Source organism: Bradyrhizobium sp. Ai1a-2 (genome assembly GCF_000426245.1).
GTDB lineage: Bacteria > Pseudomonadota > Alphaproteobacteria > Rhizobiales > Xanthobacteraceae > Bradyrhizobium.
This window is the reverse complement of sequence record NZ_AUEZ01000073.1, coordinates 13,600-30,256: the sequence shown is the minus strand read 5'-3', so window position 1 is coordinate 30,256 and position 16,657 is coordinate 13,600. Positions and strand designations below refer to the sequence as shown.

The window sequence follows — 16,657 nt, the reverse complement described above, 5'->3', positions numbered from 1 at the left end:
GCTTCACCCGGGCTACGGCACTTAGACGAGTGCGGCATAGAGATGCAGTTCTTCCGGCAAGCCCTTGAGAAGGTGAGGACCTTGATCTGCAAAGCGCAACCCTGAACCCGCAACGAGGTCCCTAACCGTGCTCGACACCAGGGTCGAGCCCGGTCCGGCAATCCCGGCAATGCGGGCGGCAATATTCACGGCTATCCCCCCAACGTCATCATCCTTCAATTCGATCTCGCCGGTATGTAGGCCGACACGCACGTCAATGCCCAGCGAGTGCAGCGACTCAACGATGGAGGAAGCGCAGCGCACGGCGCGGGCCGGCCCGTCGAACGTCGCGAGAAAGCCGTCGCCGAGGGTCTTGATCTCGCGGCCCCGGAAACGTGCGAGCTGTTCGCGCACCATTCTGTCGTGGTTATCAACCAGGGTGCCCCACTGACGGTCACCAAGCTCGGCGGCTCGCTTTGTAGATTCGACGATGTCGGTAAACATCACGGTTGCGAGCACACGGTCAGTTTCGATCTCGCGCCGCGAGCCTGTCAGGAACTCCTCGACTTCACCTGCAACGCGATCGATCATTTCGGGTTCGTATACGAACAAATGATTCTGGCCTGGCAGCGTAACCATTTTCGCACCAGGTATATGGTTCGCGAGATACCGTCCCGCATCAATCGACATGCGAGTGTCTCTCGATCGGTGCAGGACGAGTGTGGGCGCATGAATCATCGGCAAAATGTGCCGCGCATCGATCTCGCTGTTCATCCGCAGTATCGCGGCTACCGCTGAGGGACTCGCAGATTGTCGCTCGAAGCGTGCGAGTACGGGCAATTCGACCGCGACATTGTTCGGCACAAAATACCGTTTCACGAACTCGCCGCTGCCCCACAAGCGATCTATGGAGTCGATTTGTTGTCGCAGAAAGGTCTCGTCGGTTAAGGTTGGATGGATCGCATAGCTTCCATAGAGCACCATGGCGCTAACACGCTCGGGGTAAGTGGCGGCGAAAAGGAGGCTCATTGGGCCGCCTTCCGAGACTCCGAACAGTGCTGCCCGCTCGGAGCCAACGGCATCCATGACCGCTCTGACGTCGTCCATGCGGTCTTCGAGATTGGCGATGCCAGCTATACGGTCAGACAATCCTGTACCCCGCTTATCGAACCGGATGAGACGCGAGAAATTGGACAAACGGGACACGAGATGTGACCAGCCAGGGTGTTCAAGTTGGAAATCGAGGTTACTGACAAAACCCGGCACAAAGACCAAGTCAAATGCGCCATTTCCCGTAACCTGATAGGCGATGCTCACATCTCCACTTTTGGCGTAACGGGTTTGCGAGAAATGCATCCCATCCCCAGCACTTCCCGGTGAAGGTTTGTTGGCCATGAGCGTTCCCCCTAAGGGCTGGCTGGACGAACTGCCATAAACTGGCCTGCAGGCCCGTCCTGGAACTAAGATAACACAACCAAGATTATGGTGGGCCGCTGCAGTGCGAGATTTCGAACCGACCGACGTGCGAGATCGGACGCCAGGACCTCACCGTGATCGCGCTCGGGTTGGTCAGCGCCGTCGTCGATAACGTGCCGCTGGTGGCGGCGACGATGGGCATGTACAGCCTGCCCCAGTATCCGGCCGACAGTTTCCTGTGGGAATTCATCGCCTATTGCGCCGGCACCGGTGGATCGATCCTGATCATCGGCTCGGCGGCAGGCGTCGCCGCGATGGGCTTGGAGAAGATCCAGTTCTTCTGGTACGTCCGGCGCATCAGCGGCCTTGCCTTGCTCGGCTATCTCGCCGGCGCCGCCACCTACATCATCCAGTACAGGCTGCTGCACTGACCCAGTAGCCCGGGTGCGCAACCCGGGACATCGGCATCTGCATCAAGATCTACGTCCCGTCCCGGGTTACGCCAACGCTTCACCCCGGGCGACGGCACTTGGATTCATGAATCGCTTGACCTGGCCTAAGTCTGCTTAAGCGCTCATAGCGGCGCGAACATTCCAGAACCGCCCGCTCAGGGCCAATAATCGACATCAGTACTGCACGATAGGGCGCGAACAGGCTATTTGGGAGCGACGAATGTGGCGATCAACGATGGCATTCGCGGTGTCCGGCCGCTGAAGCAACACAACGACCATCGTCGCCCGACAATGGGACGGCAGCTTTTAGTTTCCGTCGGCAATGCTACTTGTCTTCAAGGGCCAAACAAAGCTCGTCAGACACAGCATGGCGGAGCCGATTGCGATGCCGAGCAATCGCTCCAGCCCGGGAGCAATATCGGTGATCGGAGCTGGTCCCTGAACAAGGGTAACGAGTAGCCCAAGCGTGAATTGCGTTCCGAGATAGTTGATGTCCCGTCCTGTCTGGACATGGTAGCCAACCCACACGCCGGCAATGAGGGTGAGGACGGTCACGGGTAATCCTGTCCCGAAGAGGCCAATGGAGATAAGAGCGATCGCGCTGCCAAGCAGGCATCCGACCGTTCTATGGGCCATCCTCTCGTAGATCGTAACATATCGGCGTTCCCATACTACCGCCGATGGGATAATCATAACGACGTACGATGTGATCGCGGTTTGCGAGAAATCCTCAATACTGAACCATCGCCAGACTAGAGGAAGCAAGGCGACGGCCAGCGCCGCGCGCGTACTGTGCTCGAACAGCGGCCCATGCTCTCGCAGCCAGTCCTCATTCAATAGGTCGCGCAAGCGTCCGCACCAGAGCATGTCGTAGGCACGCGGTTTCCTGCAGCTAGGCTCGTCCGAGAATAGGCCTGCAACAACGAGGCACGCGCTCGTGCCGACGGTGATCTCCGTCACGCGCGTGGCAGCGAAATGCACGACAGAGTCTGGCGAGGCCAGCGCCTCGGTGGTTACCATCCCGGCCGTGAGGCCAAAGAACAGCCATGCATAACTGTATTTGGTCGCCAGCGACTGAAAGGTGCCGACCCACGACACCATGAAGAGGAAAACCATCAACAGCAAAGGGTCATCCGCTGTCCTGGGCGCGAGCAGGAGGCCCAGCAGTGCTCCTCCGGCAGTTCCGGCGACGCGCATTAGTCCCCGCGGGAATGTCTCGGCGACGCCGCCACGCATCACCATGTAGCCGCTGAACGCTGCCCAGGAGAGATCGTCAAGGTTGAGAATGGTTGCCGCCGCGACAGCGACCAGCACCGAGAGCACGGGTTTTGCTGCCTCTCTGGCGCGCGGGCCACTTAGCTGGAGCGATTTGAGCTCACGCACCAGCGCGCGCGGTATGGGACGCAGGGCCGATATAAGGAAAGGCATCGTCAAATTGCACCTTCCCGATTAGTAAATGACAAGGACCCGGGCGTCAGCACCCATGAAGAGCTGGTCGCCTCCTGGAGGGTCGAGAAGGGTGAATCGAACTGGAATCCGTCGCTGCAGGCGAATCCAGTTCACGGTCGGAGATACATAGGGCACCAGCGTCTCGCTTCCTGGCTGACGACTGATGCCGTGAGCCAGACCCTGGATGCGCGCGCGGTAGAGGTGCCAGGGATGGCTGTCGAGCCAAATCCAGGCGGCGCCGCCGGGACGAAGGTGTCGCAGATAATATTCCTTGTAGTTGGCAACGACGCGCCAGGCGTTTCCATCGACGATCGCAACTGCTGCCTGGCTCGGGGAAACCATGTCGCCGGCTTGAACGGCAAGATGCGTCACGTAACCGTCAACGGGCGCCACGACTTTGGTTCGGCTCAGGCGCCATTCGGCGAGAAGACGTACAACGTGGGCCGAGGAGACGGCAGCCTTATCCAGGCTGAGAGTCTCGCTCGCCTTCTGCAAGGCAGCTTCGGCGGCATGTTGCTGGGCCGCGCTTTGCGCCTCCGTGGTCCGGGTCCGGTCGAGGGCCTGGGCGGAGATCGTACCGGATTGCCCAAGCGGCGTGTCACGGCGCAGATTTGCCGCCGCGAGCCTCGCTGCAGCATCCGCCGATTCCTTCTGCGCCCGCAGAACCTGCAGCTGGGCCTGGTCAACTGGCAGCTGCGCCTCAGTACGCGCCTCCTCCGCGCGCGCTTGCTCTACGGCCAACCTGAACGGAACTGGATCGATGGTAAAGAGGAGCGTTCCTCGCTCCACCCAGTCGTTGTCTGTCACATGGACCGCTTCGATCGGACCCGTCACTTCCGGCGTGATCGATACAACATCGGACGTGACGTATGCATCGTCCGTGTAGGCAAACAGATAGCCAGATATCCACCAAGCGAGGACAGCCGCCGCAAAGGCGAGGAGGAACAGCAAGGCGCGCTGGCGATGCGAAAGAAGACGTGAGCGATCGAGTTCAGGTCTTGCGGACGGCGAAGGTGCAGCGACCGGAAGACCGGGTTCTCTTTCCCTAACCGTCGGCTCAGGGACTTGCCTTTCAAGTAGGGCATACGGGTTCTGGTCCAATTTCGATCGTCCAGATCAAGCGGGAGGATACGCGATATTTGGTTTCAATCAGGACCCAGTCAAATATATTGGAGAGGCGTCCTTGATAGCTTTTGGCACTGACATGGAACTGCGCCACATCCGCTACTTCCTCGCGGTTGCCGAGGAGAAAAACTTCACACGCGCCGCTGCGCGCGTTGGAATCGGGCAGCCGCCGCTGAGCCAACAGATCAAAGATCTTGAGGCAGAAGTCGGGGCTCCGCTCTTCCGTCGCATTCCCCAAGGTGCTGAACTGACCGAAGCAGGGCGCGCTTTTCTAGAGAACATACGGGTCATTCCTATGCAGGCGGAGCGCGCCATGCGAGCTGCGCAAAGAGCGGCGCGGGGTCAAATCGGTTCGCTGCGCGTGGGCTTTACCAACTCGGCACCGTTTAATCCGGTTGTTACCTCGACAATCCGATCATTTCGGCGAGCCTATCCCGAGGTGGATCTGACGCTGGAGGAGGCAAACACATCCCGCCTCGTTGCGGGCCTTCGGGAAGGCGAGCTGGACACAGTGTTCCTACGTCCCGATGAGGGCGGGGACGATCTGCAGTTCCGGCGTCTCTCCAACGAGCCGCTGCTGGTCGTATTGCCCGCAAGCCATCCGGTGGCGAAGTCGATTGAAATCGATCTTATCCGGCTAAAGGGTGATCCGCTCATTCTGACGCCGCGCGGATCGGCCTGGGTTGACACCGTGATCCGGGCTTGTCGGCGGGCAGGCTTCGAGCCGACCCTCGGGCAGTCCGCGCCGGAGATCAGCTCTGTAGTCACCTTGGTGGCAGCCGAGCTTGGTTTTTCGCTCGTGCCGGCATCAATGCGCCAGCTTCATGTAACCGGCGTCACCTATCGTGAGGTCAAAGGGGACGCTCCAATCGTGCACCTGGCCCTGGCGTTTCGGCGTGGCGAGACCTCGAAGATCGTCCGCAACTTCATTGCCCAGGCGGTGGCCTGAGGCAGGAAACGAAAGTCGGACGGAAAGCTCAAATCCCGATTTCGTCTGCGTTGGCCGCATTCCACCGTTTCGGCGTCGTCCGCACCCTAAGGCGGCTCTGGGTCACAAGCGGCCGTAGAGGCTCGCACGAGCGAGTTGCGGTGCAGCGAAGCGCAACCCGGGACATCTGCATCAACATCTACGTCCCGTCCCGGGTTACGCTGACGCTTCACCCGGCCTACGGCACTTGGATTCTTTACGTCTGCTTAACCGCTCATGGCGGCGCGAAAGCAGACATTCCAGAACCGCCGCTCAGGGCCAGCACCGGACATGTGGTCGCGGCACGATGGGCCCACCGATTGATCTATCTCAAGCTGCAACCGAAAGGCGGACCCAGTTTACATTCGGAAGGCGAAGGATCGTTTTTTAGGAGAATGTTCAACGAGCAAGGGAGCCCCCGATGTATGCCAATATTCTCTTGAGCACGGATGGATCGGATGTCGCGGGAAAAGGCGTTAAGCATGGGTTTGCTTTAGCAAAGGCCTTGAACGCTAAAGTGACATTCATCACCGTAACGGAACCACTGCCGGTTGGGAGCGGGCACGGGGGATGGATTCCCTCGCAGGAAGTGTTTGATGGCTTTGACGCAGCCTGCAAGGAACGTGCGGGCAAAGCCCTTGATGAAGCTCGAGCTATGGCGGAACAGATCGGGATATCTGCGGAACTCTTGCATGTTCCGAATGCGCACCCAGCGACTGCGATTATCGAAACGGCAAAGTCCAGAGGCTGCGACTTGATCGTCATGGCCTCTCATGGGCGTCGCGGCCTCAGGAAGCTATGGTTGGGGAGCCAAACATCGGAGGTCCTGGTGGACGGAAGCGTCCCGGTGTTGGTCGTTCACTAGCGGACATAAATGATGGTGAAGGGCTTGGAGAAACCGGCTCCTGGCCGCGGAAATCCGCAACACCGACATTGCCCGCGCGAACACCTTGCGGCGCAGCTACGGAACAGCATTTTCGCGTGAGAAATTCGCGGAACGAAACGGCTCGTCAGTCTTTCTCTGGCTTTTGGGAGGTGCCCATGAATTCTCAGGCCCTTGAAGGCGCGTGTGCGTTCGCTTGGCGGAACTACTTGCTGCACCACAGCGGTATCAGCGAGAACGATAGTAGGCGTTCCGTCCTCTATCGCTACCTCACCAATCTTCGTGACACCGGCGAATATGATTTCGATCTCTTGCAAATCGCAGCAGTCGTTTACTTGAAAAAATTGGACGAATTTCATGACGACCGAGGTGCGAGACTCGCGGCAGATCAAGCTTTGGCCGAGTGTTTGGAGTCACGACGCGCGCAAGCTGAGACTTAGTTTTTGGACCACCACACCAGAGCAGACGGAGCGAAGCATGGCAGACAAGACCTCTAACGTAAGCCGTTTCGCGCACGACCCACAAGCGCGCATCACCGCAGCGACAGCAATCGGCATGAATGCCTTAAGGCCACTCATGCACTTTCAGGTCTCAATGCTGAGGATGTGGGCCAACAGCATCGAGAGGTTCGCGGGCAATTACGAAAAGGGGTTGGAAGAAACCGCGACCACTGTCGAGGAGCAGTCAGACAAGGAACGCGCCGCGTGAGTTAACGCGAATGGTTAGGCGAAGTCCGAGTTGGGTCACAAGCAGCGGTAGAGGCTCGCACGAGCGAGCTTCGGGTCCACCCATGCGAGCGGACGTGCGAGATCGGGCGCCAGGACTTCACCGCGACCGCGCTCGGGTTGGTCAGCGCCGTCGTCGATAACGTGCCGCTCGTGGCGGCGACGATGGGCTTGGAGAAGATCCAGTTCTCCTGGTGCGTCCGCCGCATCAGCGGCCTTGCCTTGCTCGGCTATTTCGCCGGCGCGGCCACCTACGTCATCCAGTACAGGCTCCTGCACTAGGGCCTGACTCTATAGATCGCTTGTCCTGGTCTGCGTCCGCTCAATCGCGGAAGGATCATCGCAACGCCTTAACCTAGCGCACCCCGCCGAGGATCTGCGGAACCTGCGTGAGTGTTCTCGCGCTCGGGGACATTTCGGCGGTCCAAGCGCAAGTGGATGCAGGCGACACCGATCCTCGCCGAGGGAGTGTTTATCGCCGGAGGCCGTTCTTACGAATACAGGAGTAGTAGGCGTTAGCGCCAACAGAGTTCGCTTCGGCGGTAGCAGCAGGATTGGCCGAAGCCATGCCCGCTTGGGCTCTTGCCGCCTCATTGGCCTGCCTGAAGCATTCCGCGCGTATGGCTTTGACTCTATCCTGTGACGTTTGCGCCAATGACGGAGCTACAAGGAATGGAAGAATAGCGACCGCCAACAGTGTTCGCGTACCCAGCATGTTTTGCCTCCTTGAAGACGTTTGGATTACAGCACAATGCGGTCTCGCTCCGTTCGAGGCGGGCCTGACGACAATCCGGAATGTCCTCAGCTCGCCTAAGCCGGCGCCAAGGCCGCATGCAATAAACGGAAGAACGGCAAGACCACATCTTGACGTAGATCAATGGCGCGGATCGAGCGATGTGCGCTGCAACGCCAGCTCGGGCGCCGTACCTCGCTGTATCGTGCGCTAATTTGCGTCATACGACACGGGTCAAGCCGGGAGGCATCGAGCACCTTCGGTGGTAGCGGTCCATGCCGGCATTGGCCAAGCGCCAAAACTTATTTTCGCTTATTTTATATGCACTTATCGAGGTGAACGGCCCTTCCGCTACGGCAGCGTTGGCTCAGGCGCTTCTTTGGCTTCTGCAGAGGAGTCCCAGGTTGGGTCACGAGCGCCGCTAAAGGCCCGCCCGAGGATATTGCGGACCATCCATGAGAGCGGCCGTGCAAGATATCAAGCTTCTTTGGCTCTGCACCTAAACGAGCATCAGAGTCTCTGTTGGCCCTTGCCATCGAACCGCTAGGCGCGTGTCAGCGCGTCGCGCACGTTGACGCGTTCGCCGCCTTGCTTCCTGACATGAAGATGGCTCTCCAAGACTGATTGCGCATTCTCGAACATCGAATAGAGATCGTCGCAATACACCGAAGGATTGTCGTAGCCATTTGCCTTGGAGAACCGATGCGGAAGATACCCCCCTCCGCAGGCATTCATGAACTTGCACTGCCGGCACTTCTCGCAAAGATTGATTGACGCATCGCGCGCCGCTTTCCAGCGAGGCTCGTTCCTGACCTCGTCGATCGCATGATCGAAGATGTTGAACTTGGTCTGGGTGAAGCCATCGCCCGCGATCCGCAACACGTCGTGGGCCTCGACAGTGCCATCCGTCATCACCGTGCAGAGCTCGATGGGCTTGTGGCCGACGCCCTCGGTCGGCGCATTGTTGCCAAGCAAGGCGGTGATCATGTCGGTAATGATGCGGATGTTGGCAGTCGGCGCCGTGCGATTTGCGGCCAGCCACAAGTCGAACAGCCCGTTGTAGAACGAAGCAATGGATGGCGGCTTCTCATCCACCGTCGCATCGGGGATCATGATGTCGTAGTTGGCAATTCCGCACGCGGCGAAAAACTCGACATACTGCTCCGGGGCGTAAGCGGGATTGCAGACAGCCAAGGCGCTCACGCCGATGTCGCGCGACACCAGCATGCGGGCGGCGTGCTCCACCGCCGCATGGGTGCCCGTATCCTGGAACGTGCGACGGTGAAGGTCGTGAATATGCGCCGGTCCGTCGAGACTGATCGCAACCGAGATGTTGCGCGTCTCGAAGCAGTTCAGCCATTCATCGTCGATCAACACGCCGTTGGTTGTAACCGCGATGGGAATGTCGCAGCCCGTTCGGGATGAAATGCCTTCGCAGGCCTCTGCAAAACGGTGGAAATTCTCGACACCCCACAGCAAGGGCTCGCCGCCGTGCAGAACGATGGGAAAATCGACGAGGGAATATCTCGCAACGTGTTCCTCGATGCGCTGCAGCAACTGCCGCAGCACGTCCGCGCTCATCAGCTTGGGCTTATCGTAGACGGTGGCGTCGCGAAACCAGTAGCAATAGGAGCAGTCAATGTTGCATCGCGTTGCCACCTTGACCAGCAACTGCGTGATCGGCTGATCCTGGAAGGCGACAGCATTTGAATCGTCGACCAACATCCCGGCACCGATACGTGCATGAAGAAAATGCGATTAAACTAATATCCTCGGACAAAGCCCCCTCTGCGGAACCCTGGATAAGCTCCGCCTCTGCGGAATGCGCCTGCGCCCGGATAATATCCAGCCCTGCGGAAGCCGCCCACATACGGCCCTCTGCCAAAGCCTCGCCTGAAATAAACTTGGTTTACAACGGGTTGGTCGGGAACAACCGCGGGTTGGTCAGACATAAGTCCTTCTGTCGAACCCTGTTCGCGCAGTTCGCTCAGCAACGCGTCGATGCCTTGATGATCACTCTGGATTGTTGCGCCTGGTCCGTGCAGTTGCAGGAGACTCGCTAAGACCTTCAGCGTGGTAATCGCCATGGCTTCTGCTCCTCTTCGCGATGCAATTTCGCGATGCAATTCAAAGATCGAACGAAAGGCCGTTGCTTGTTTCCCTGAACCGAAAGAGAAGAGGACAATATACCTTTCCTATTGCAGCGTAAATGTGGTCGAGCCGAGGTGCTGCCATTTTTGTACGAAGCGCAGTGCGATGCGTCAGCGCCTAACGGCGTGGATCGCCGGCGGTGTTCGTTTCCACTTTAGCGGAGGGAGACTATTGCGGTCCCACTCATGCCGAGCACACGAGCCGCACCATTCGACAGGTCTATGCACCGTCCCTTCACAAATGGGCCACGGTCATTGATCCGAACCGTGACGCTACGCCCAGTTGAATGTGACGTGACCGTGACGTGAGAGCCGAACGCTCTGGAACGGTGCGCCGCGGTCATCTCGCTTGGATTCATCCGCTCGCCGGATGCGGTTCGGCCGCCGCCATAACCGTAGCGGGAAGCAGTACAAGTTTCAGCAAATGCAGGAGCAGCAAAACAAGTGAGGGCTAAAGCGGCGCATACCGGACCGATCATTATCTCCTCCTGAAAATGCTGAACGTCGAACTTTCATAGCGCCGCAAAGTTCCGAAGAACGTCATGCGTGCAAAGCCGATACGGCATCGCGCGCGACCGGGTGCTGTCAGCCCGGACGAACAGCTTCCAACACCGCGACAATGACGTCGTCTCTTATGAGGGGAATGCCGAGCGCAGCGATTTTTGCGCGAAGCGAGACGGATTAGAAATTAATATCGGCCGCGAGTTTTCTCACCAACAAAAATCGCAGATCGCCGCATTTCTTCTTTGAGAGAATTATTTTGGCGAATGTCTGATAGACGATATTTTGGATGAGAGAGCGCTAGTAGTCCCTTGAGGGCACTTGGCAAAAGCGCGCGTAGTCGAGCGCGGTCGAGACCATACCGCCACAAATTGCGAACCTTCCGGATAAATGCAAAACGCTTGATCGATCATGCGGACGGCAGATTGACAAATTGTGTTCCCACCGCTCTCCTGCATTTGCTGAAGGCCCGCCGAGAAAAATCAGCAGCAATCGCGATCGCCTTTTTCCTGCTCGGAAACGTCAATTGGCGAATGCTTGATAGACCATATTCCGGATGAGAGAGCGGTAGTACGCGCCCTGGTTTAGCGGCACCTGTATCATCAAAACGGCGATCAGGCCCTCTTTCGGATCTATCCAGAAGGTCGTCCCTGACGAGCCGGTCCAGTAGAATTCTCCAACCGATCCCGGCATCGGATTACGTCCGGCATCCGTGCGCACCGCAAAGCCGAGGCCAAAGCCTTGCCCCAGAGCCGGGCTTGGAGCGAGCGATCCGAAGCCCTGTACCGCCTGGCTTATCGGCGTTCCCGAAGGCAAGTGATCGGTCGTCATGTAGGCCACGGTCCGAGGGGAGAGAAAGCGGCTGCCCTCGAATGAACCACCGTTGAGCAGCATTTGGCAAAACCGCGCATAGTCGGGTGCGGTCGACACCATGCCGCCACCTCCGGAGAGCCAACTCGGACGCACACTCACGTCGCGCATGGGCGGTCGCTTGCCCGTCGCTGCATCCACCTGCGGTTCGGCAACGCGGCCAGCCTGCCCTTCCGATATGTAGAACCCAGTGTCGGGCATGCCCAGCGGCTGTGTTATGCGCTCGGCGATGAACCGATCCAACTCCATGCCGGACACGACTTCGACGACGCGGCCGAGAACGTCGGTGGACATGCTGTATTCAAACGTCGTGCCTGGCTGATAGGCGAGCGGCAATTGGGCCAATTTGCTCACGACTGCCGCAAGGCTGTCACCCGGTGCTCCGATATTTGCGCTGCGATACGCCTGCTTGACCAATGAGTCGCCGAATTGGCCGTAAGTCAGTCCGGAGGTGTGGCGCAATAGATCATGGATCGTCATTTCTCGCCGAGGAGGCTCCAACACGAGTTCGGGCTTGCCGGTCCCATCGTTGACCTTCTCCACGCCGACTTTGACCTCCTTGAATTCAGGCAAGAAGGTCGACACCGGCGTTACAAGCTGGAGCTTGCCCTCCTCGACCAGCATCATGGCCGCGACGGATACGAGCGGCTTGGTCATGGAGGCGATGCGGAAGATTGCATCCGGCTTCATGACGATCTGCTTCTCGCGATCTTGATATCCAAACGCGCGCGAGTAAGCGACCTTGCCATTGCGCAGGATCAGAACGACAGCTCCAGCAAGCTTTCCACGGTCCACCTCGGACTGGAAAGCGGTATCGAGAATTTTCAACCGCTGCGCAGATAAGCCCGCCTCTTCCGGCTGTGAAGCTTTCGGAAGCGGCTCGGCAACTGCAGGAAAGGCGATGCAGACGGCGACAATCGTTGCAGACAAAAACCCGCGGAGCATCATCGGAGGCCCCCAATGGTTGGAAACAGCAACGTCAGGAAATAATCACCAGCATAACTGCCACGCAGCCAGATTTCAAGTTTGGATAGAGACGAGGAATAAATACTACCCTTTCAGCTTCAAACGATGATGAAATTCAATATCCGACATCAATCAGAAGCGACGCCGAAACGTACGCGCGACTGACGCGAAGCCCCGCCACGCATCAAACTTCGGATACCGGTCACGCAATTCGGACACAGCCAAGTGCAATACGTCGACCGCGGCTGCGATGAGCGCATGGCAGGAGGACGTTCCCGATGCGTTGCAAGGACTCGTGAGCTCGCCAATAATCCGCGTTGTTGAATCGTTTCGAGGAAGTTGCGGTTGTCGATTGGCGTTGAGGGGACCAAAGAGTTCAGCGTGAAACGCGCAGCGTTTGCCGCCACGATCGGCAATATGCTCGAGTTCTACGATTTCATCACCTACAGCTTCTTCGCCATACAGATCGGGCACACCTTCTTCCCCACACAAGGCGAGTATGGCAGCCTGATGCTGTCGCTCGCGACCTTCGGCGCGGGTTTCATCACGCGCCCCATCGGCGGGATCGTGCTTGGCATCTATTCCGACCGTGTCGGCCGGCGGCCCGCAATGCTGCTGAGCTTTGCATTGATGGGGAGCGCGATCCTGGCGATCTCGATCACCCCCTCCTATAACGCCATCGGCCTCGCGGCGCCGATCATCGTGATCGTGGCGCGCTTGATGCAGGGATTTGCGCTCGGCGGCGAGGTCGGGCCGACCACGGCCTATCTCCTGGAGATCGCCCCGCCTGAGCGGCGGGCGCTGGTGGTCTCATGGCAGCCGACAAGCCAGCAGATCGCCGCCACCACAGGCGCACTGGTCGGCTTCATACTGAGCAGGACGATGACGCCGGAGGCGCTACAATCCTATGGCTGGCGCATGGCATTTCTGATCGGGGCCATCTGCCTGCCGTTCGGGCTCTGGATGCGTCGGACGCTGCCGGAGACGATCCCGCAAGACAAAAGCGGCCCGCTGCGCACCGAGAGCTCGAGCCATTTCACGCTGGCGCGTCGGCACATTCGCCTGATCGTACTGGCGCTGATGATTTTGGCGAGCGGCACGATTTCGACCTATGTGACGCAATACATGACGACCTATGCACAGAACACGCTCCACGTGGCGTCGTCTCTGGCCTTTGCAACGTCGCTTGTCAGCAATGGTCTTGGCATCGCGGGCGCGTTGCTGGGCGGCTGGCTGGCGGACCTGTTTGGCCGCAAGCCGGTCATGATCTATCCGCAACTGGTCACAGTCGCGCTGACTTATCCGATCTTCCTGTGGATCGCCGGTGCGCCCGGCGCGTGGTCGCTGTTGTTCGGCTTCGGCGCACTATCGCTGATCGGATCGCTGCCGTTCACCGCTTTCTATGCGACCTTCACCGAGGCGTTGCCCCAACAGATCCGCGGCGGCGTGTTCGCCACGGTCTATGCGGTCGCAATCGCAAGCTTTGGCGGCACCGCGCAGCTCGTGGTCACGTGGCTGCTGCATATTTCAGGAAATCCACTGGCGCCCGCCTGGTACCTGTTGCTCGCCGCCGTCGTCGGACTGCTCGCGATGAGCCTGATGCCTGAAACGGCGCCGGTGAAGGGCGGTCGTTAAGCGCATAGTTCGCAGGCGCCGCGGAGCAATACGCCGCGGCCCCTGCCCTGACCGATCCAATTCCGATCAGCTCTGCGAGTGGCGCGCCATGAAATTGTCGTAGCCGACTTCAGCGACCTGGAACCATTGATAGCCGCTGCTCGAATAGGCCGAGAGCGATTCATACAGCTTCTTGAAATTAGGGTTGCCGGCCGCGACTTCGGCGTGCAGCTCCTTTGCCGCCTTGAAGCTCGCTTCCATGATCTGCGGCGAGAAGGGGTGGAGCTTGGCGCCGCCCGCCAATAGCTTCTTCAGCGCGGTCGGATTCACCGTGTCGTACTTGGCCATCATCCAGTTGTTGGCTTGGTGACCGGCCTGCTCGAGAATCGCCTGGTAGTATTTCGGCAACGCATTCCACTTCTCGAGATTGACCATCGCCAGCAGCATCGGGCCGCCCTCCCACCATCCGGGATAGTAGTAGTGCGGCGCGACCTTCTGCAGGCCGAGCTTCTCGTCATCGTAGGGGCCGACCCATTCGGCGGCGTCGATCGTGCCTTTCTCGAGTGCCGGATAGATGTCGCCGCCGGCGATCTGCTGCGGCACGCAACCGAGCTTCTGCATCACGCGGCCGGCGAAGCCGCCGATGCGGAATTTCAAGCCCTTCAGATCGTCGACAGTGTTGATCTCCTTGCGGAACCAGCCGCCCATCTGGCACGTCGTGTTGCCGGCAAGCAGCGAAGTGACGTTGTAGCCCTTGTAGAATTCGTTCAGGAGCTCCTTGCCGCCGCCCATCATGTACCAGGCCTGATTGAGCCGTGCGTTCGGTCCGAACGGCACTGAGGAGCCGAAGGTGAAAGTCGGATCCTTGCCGAAATAGTAATAGGACGCGGTGTGGCCCATCTCGACCGTGCCGCTCTGCACGGCATCCAGCACCTGCAGGCCCGGCACGATTTCGCCGGCGGCAAACGTCTGGATCTGGAATTTGTTGTCGGTGGCCTCGCCGACGACCTTGGCCATGACCTCGGCCGCGCCATGCAGCGTATCGAGCGATTTCGGCCAGCTCGTCGTCATCCGCCATTTCAGCTCCGGCATCGACTGCGCAATGGCCGGCGCGGCGAGAGTGGAGGCACCGGCGACACCAATGCCGGCAACCTTGATGAAGTCCCGTCGTTTCATATTGCTTCCTGCCCTGTTGGCTGTGTCATTGGAGCGGGATGACCTTGAAATTTTCATCGCGCCCTGGCTCATGTCTTGAGCATGACCTTTTCGGAAATCCGGTAGCACCGTCCCCGATCATGCTCTGGCCTTCATGCCGAGGCCTTGAGCGCAGCATGGAACATCCCTTCCCCGATTGCCATCGCCAAGTTTCGCCGCGGCGCGCAAAAAAGCCTGGGGTCGGACCATTCGCCTACGGATGCAGATTACGGACGCAACAAAGATCCGATCAGATGCAATCGTCCGGTAGCGCGCGCATTTAAATCTCTCCCATCCGACCGGCGGCAGCCCGCCGTCGACTGACCCGCAATAGCCCCCTCTGATCGATCGATGGGAAACAAGCCATGTCCTACAATTTCCTGGTCGCCTCTTGGGGCGGACCTGGCCATCTCGGACCGACACTGACAGCGGCACGGCAATTGCGCGCGAAGGGCCATGGCGTTCGCTTCATCGCGCGCGCCGACGCGCGTGCGGAGGTCGAGGCGGCAGGCTTCCACTTCGCGACCTGGCAACGGACTCCTCAGATTTCTCCGATTGCGCGGACCAGCGATCCCTTTCAGTACGCCTGCGATCACCTGCTGTTTGGCCCAGCCGCCGCTCAGAGTGCGGACGTCAGAGATGAAATCCGGCGCGCCGCTACTGACGGCGTGCTGACCGACACCGCTCTCTTCGGCGCTGTGCTTGCTGCGGAAGCTGAACGCGTTCCCTGTGCCCTGCTCTCACCCACCATCAGCCTGCGACCTCTTCCAGGGCAGCCGCCTATTGGCAGCTGTTTGCCGGCGCCTCGGACGCCGGAAGATCGTGTCGCGGTCGAGGCCGCAAGCAGTCGGTTCGTTGCTGTCCTGAACGAATGGCTGCCGACGCTGAACGAGGCGCGTGCGAGCCTGCAGCTCGACCCTTCCTCCCATATCCTGGAGTTGTTCGACCGGCCGGCGCGGTTTCTGATCGCGATAAGTGCAGCGTTTGACTTTGCCCCGGACTTCCTCCCCCGCAATGTTCGCTACATCGGTCCGCTGCTGGATTCCTCGGATTGGTCGAAGCCGTGGATCTCTCCCTGGCCCCACGGGCCAGACCGTCCGCGTGCGTTAATTTCTTTCAGCACAACCAATCAGGACCAGACGGATGCGCTGCAACGTACGATCAACGCGGTCGGAAGCATCGAGATGGATGCGGTCGTGACGCTCGGACCAGCCGTGGCAGAGACGATCCTGCATGCGCCTGATAACGTGAGGCTGCTGGCGAGTGCCCCGCATGATGCGGTCATGAAGCAGGTCTCACTGGTCGTGACCCACGGTGGCCACGGTACGGTGAGCCGTTCGCTCATGCATGGCCGGCCGGTTCTCGTCATGCCGTTCGGACGCGACCAAGGCGACATTGCCGCACGCGTCGAAGCCCGCGGCTTGGGGCTGATCTTGCCGCCAACCGCTGCGGAGACGGAAATCGCCGCCGCGATCACGCGCCTCATCCGGGAGCCTCAATTCCTCATCGCTGCCCGCCAGTTCAAAGACATCATGGCCGCCGAGGTCAGCGGAGCTCCACTCGTTCGCGAACTCGAAGAGATCGTTCGAGCTGGAGCGGACGCTTAGATCCGGGACGTCCGTTCGCAACGCAT

14 protein-coding genes and 2 pseudogenes are annotated in these 16,657 nt (G+C 59.5%); 9 read left to right on the top strand and 7 right to left on the bottom strand.

Translation table 11 applies throughout. The annotated features are described in order from the left end of the window. Positions 1-21 precede the first annotated feature (21 nt). Positions 22-1,374, bottom strand: coding sequence for an adenylate/guanylate cyclase domain-containing protein (locus tag K288_RS0133535; protein WP_064737379.1), 1,353 nt, complete (start codon positions 1,372-1,374; stop codon positions 22-24). A gap of 134 nt (positions 1,375-1,508) precedes the next feature. Between K288_RS0133535 and K288_RS0133530 the strand changes: the two are divergent. Further along, positions 1,509-1,826: pseudogene (locus K288_RS0133530) on the top strand (sodium:proton antiporter); the annotation flags it as partial. Positions 1,827-2,153: 327 nt separating this feature from the next. Here K288_RS0133530 and K288_RS0133525 read toward each other — a convergent pair. Beyond that, the gene (locus tag K288_RS0133525; RefSeq protein ID WP_027583482.1) at positions 2,154-3,275 is read right to left on the bottom strand and encodes an FUSC family protein; all 1,122 of its coding nucleotides are present in this window, start codon (positions 3,273-3,275) and stop codon (positions 2,154-2,156) included. Between the two features lie 21 nt (positions 3,276-3,296). After that, a complete protein-coding gene (locus tag K288_RS0133520; protein ID WP_027583481.1) occupies positions 3,297-4,247 on the bottom strand; it encodes an HlyD family secretion protein in 951 nt (316 codons plus the stop codon). Positions 4,248-4,500: 253 nt separating this feature from the next. Here K288_RS0133520 and K288_RS0133515 point away from each other — a divergent pair, with 253 nt between their 5' ends. The 5 genes and pseudogenes from K288_RS0133515 to K288_RS51095 form a co-directional block, all read left to right on the top strand. After that, positions 4,501-5,370, top strand: a complete 870-nt coding sequence (locus tag K288_RS0133515) for a LysR family transcriptional regulator (RefSeq protein WP_027583480.1) — start codon at positions 4,501-4,503, stop codon at positions 5,368-5,370. Positions 5,371-5,809: 439 nt separating this feature from the next. Beyond that, entirely contained in the window at positions 5,810-6,253 is a 444-nt protein-coding gene (locus K288_RS0133510) for a universal stress protein (protein ID WP_027583479.1), read from the top strand. 176 nt (positions 6,254-6,429) lie between these two features. Beyond that, entirely contained in the window at positions 6,430-6,711 is a 282-nt protein-coding gene (locus K288_RS51100) for a hypothetical protein (protein WP_084799910.1), read from the top strand. A gap of 37 nt (positions 6,712-6,748) precedes the next feature. Further along, a complete protein-coding gene (locus K288_RS0133505; protein WP_027583478.1) occupies positions 6,749-6,979 on the top strand; it encodes a hypothetical protein in 231 nt (76 codons plus the stop codon). A 131-nt stretch (positions 6,980-7,110) separates the two neighbouring features. Beyond that, positions 7,111-7,278: pseudogene (locus tag K288_RS51095) on the top strand (sodium:proton antiporter); the annotation flags it as partial. A gap of 994 nt (positions 7,279-8,272) precedes the next feature. On the opposite strand, the gene K288_RS0133495 reads toward K288_RS51095, so the two are convergent. Continuing rightward, positions 8,273-9,454, bottom strand: coding sequence for a radical SAM protein (locus K288_RS0133495; RefSeq protein ID WP_027583477.1), 1,182 nt, complete (start codon positions 9,452-9,454; stop codon positions 8,273-8,275). Positions 9,455-10,034: 580 nt separating this feature from the next. After that, the gene (locus tag K288_RS51085; protein ID WP_084799905.1) at positions 10,035-10,358 is read right to left on the bottom strand and encodes a septal ring lytic transglycosylase RlpA family protein; all 324 of its coding nucleotides are present in this window, start codon (positions 10,356-10,358) and stop codon (positions 10,035-10,037) included. 67 nt (positions 10,359-10,425) lie between these two features. Here K288_RS51085 and K288_RS52835 point away from each other — a divergent pair, with 67 nt between their 5' ends. After that, the gene (locus K288_RS52835; protein ID WP_152535794.1) at positions 10,426-10,629 is read left to right on the top strand and encodes a hypothetical protein; all 204 of its coding nucleotides are present in this window, start codon (positions 10,426-10,428) and stop codon (positions 10,627-10,629) included. 273 nt (positions 10,630-10,902) lie between these two features. Here the strand turns inward: K288_RS52835 and K288_RS0133485 are convergent, their stop codons facing one another. Next, a complete protein-coding gene (locus K288_RS0133485; protein ID WP_051334875.1) occupies positions 10,903-12,198 on the bottom strand; it encodes a serine hydrolase domain-containing protein in 1,296 nt (431 codons plus the stop codon). Between the two features lie 399 nt (positions 12,199-12,597). Between K288_RS0133485 and K288_RS0133480 the strand changes: the two genes are divergently transcribed. Next, positions 12,598-13,851, top strand: coding sequence for an MFS transporter (locus K288_RS0133480; protein ID WP_256378865.1), 1,254 nt, complete (start codon positions 12,598-12,600; stop codon positions 13,849-13,851). Positions 13,852-13,917: 66 nt separating this feature from the next. Here the strand turns inward: K288_RS0133480 and K288_RS0133475 are convergent, their stop codons facing one another. After that, on the bottom strand, positions 13,918-15,006 hold the full coding sequence (locus tag K288_RS0133475) for a TRAP transporter substrate-binding protein (RefSeq protein ID WP_027583473.1): 1,089 nt from the start codon (positions 15,004-15,006) through the stop codon (positions 13,918-13,920). Positions 15,007-15,464: 458 nt separating this feature from the next. On the opposite strand from K288_RS0133475, the gene K288_RS0133470 reads away from it, so the two are divergent. Further along, positions 15,465-16,631 (top strand): nucleotide disphospho-sugar-binding domain-containing protein, encoded by a 1,167-nt coding sequence (locus K288_RS0133470; RefSeq protein WP_244443351.1) that lies wholly within the window; start codon positions 15,465-15,467, stop codon positions 16,629-16,631. Positions 16,632-16,657 lie beyond the last annotated feature (26 nt).